We start from the raw sequence: 1,258 nt of genomic DNA, 5'->3' as shown, positions 1-1,258 counted from the left end.
TACCTCTAAAAATTCAACGCAATTTTTGAGGGTATAATATATAATAACTTCCTGAAAATACGAGCATTCAGGAGTAAAATGATGCAGCAAATAGGGATGTTTGATGTAAGCATACGACTTAATAAGATTGATCAAAATGGTGATCCTCTCAAACGGCTTAACGAAGTAGTAAACTGGGAAACTTTTCGGCCTATTTTGGAGAAGATCAGGCAGAAGAAAAGGAAGTCCAATGCAGGCCGTAAGCCTTTCGATGTAGTGCTCATGTTCAAGATTCTGATTTTGCAGTCTTTGTATAATCTATCAGATGATGCCACCGAGATGCAGATATTGGATCGTCTATCTTTCATGAGATTTTTAGGTTTAGGCATAGGTGACCGTGTACCAGATGCCAAGACAATTTGGCTTTTCAGGGAACAGCTCAAAGAAGCCGGTATCTTGCCGGAGTTGTTCCATCAGTTTGATAGTTTTCTCAGAAAGCATGGTTTTGAAGCTCGTAAGGGCCAAATAGTGGATGCCAGTATAGTATCTGTTCCAAAGCAGAAGAACAATCGTGATCAGAATGCCAAGATTAAATCTGGTGAGGAAGTGGATGGATGGTCCGATGCCCAACGTAGGCAAAAGGACACAGAGGCTCGCTGGACAAGAAAGCATGGAAAAGCATATTTTGGGTACAAGAACCATGTTTCCATAGATGTAGAGCATAAATTTATCAGGAAATTTGTAGTGACAGATGCATCTGTGCATGACGGTCAAGTATTGAAGGATGTTTTGGATGATCATAACACAAGCCGTAAGGTATGGGCTGACTCTGCCTATAGGAGCAGGAAGAATCTTTTGTATTTATGCCTCAATGGATTTAAAGAACACATTCAGCGGAAGGGCTGTCGTTATGACAAACTGACGCAAAAAGAGAAGCGAGGGAACCGGACGAAATCTAGGATACGTTCCAGGATAGAACACGTATTTGGAGTCCAGCTTCAAAGAGCGGGGACACTGATTGTTCGAACCATAGGATTAGCGCGAGCTTGGATCAAGATAGGGTTAAGGAATTTATCCTACAACCTGGATCGATATAGTCTACTAGTATCAAGAGCGGGGTAATATGTTAGAACACCATCAGGTAGGCCTCAGTTAAGATGAAATGAGGCCAAAAAAAAAAAAATAAATTGTGGACGAAAAAGTTAATCTCACAGTGATGTACAGAGAGTTGTGGGCCATCTTTTTAGACAAATTTATAAAAAATGAATTCCTAGAGGTT

General features: G+C 40.6%; 1 protein-coding gene. It reads left to right on the top strand.

Going from position 1 to position 1,258, the window contains the following annotated elements; genetic code table 11:
* The first annotated feature begins 81 nt into the window (after positions 1–81).
* A complete protein-coding gene (locus DBT_RS11625) occupies positions 82–1,101 on the top strand; it encodes an IS5 family transposase (RefSeq protein WP_067620904.1) in 1,020 nt (339 codons plus the stop codon).
* Positions 1,102–1,258: the final 157 nt, after the last annotated feature.

Source organism: Dissulfuribacter thermophilus, from assembly GCF_001687335.1.
Taxonomy (GTDB): Bacteria; Desulfobacterota; Dissulfuribacteria; order Dissulfuribacterales; family Dissulfuribacteraceae; genus Dissulfuribacter; species Dissulfuribacter thermophilus.
The sequence above is the reverse complement of the archived record's forward strand: the minus strand, read 5'-3'. Positions and strand labels throughout refer to the sequence as shown.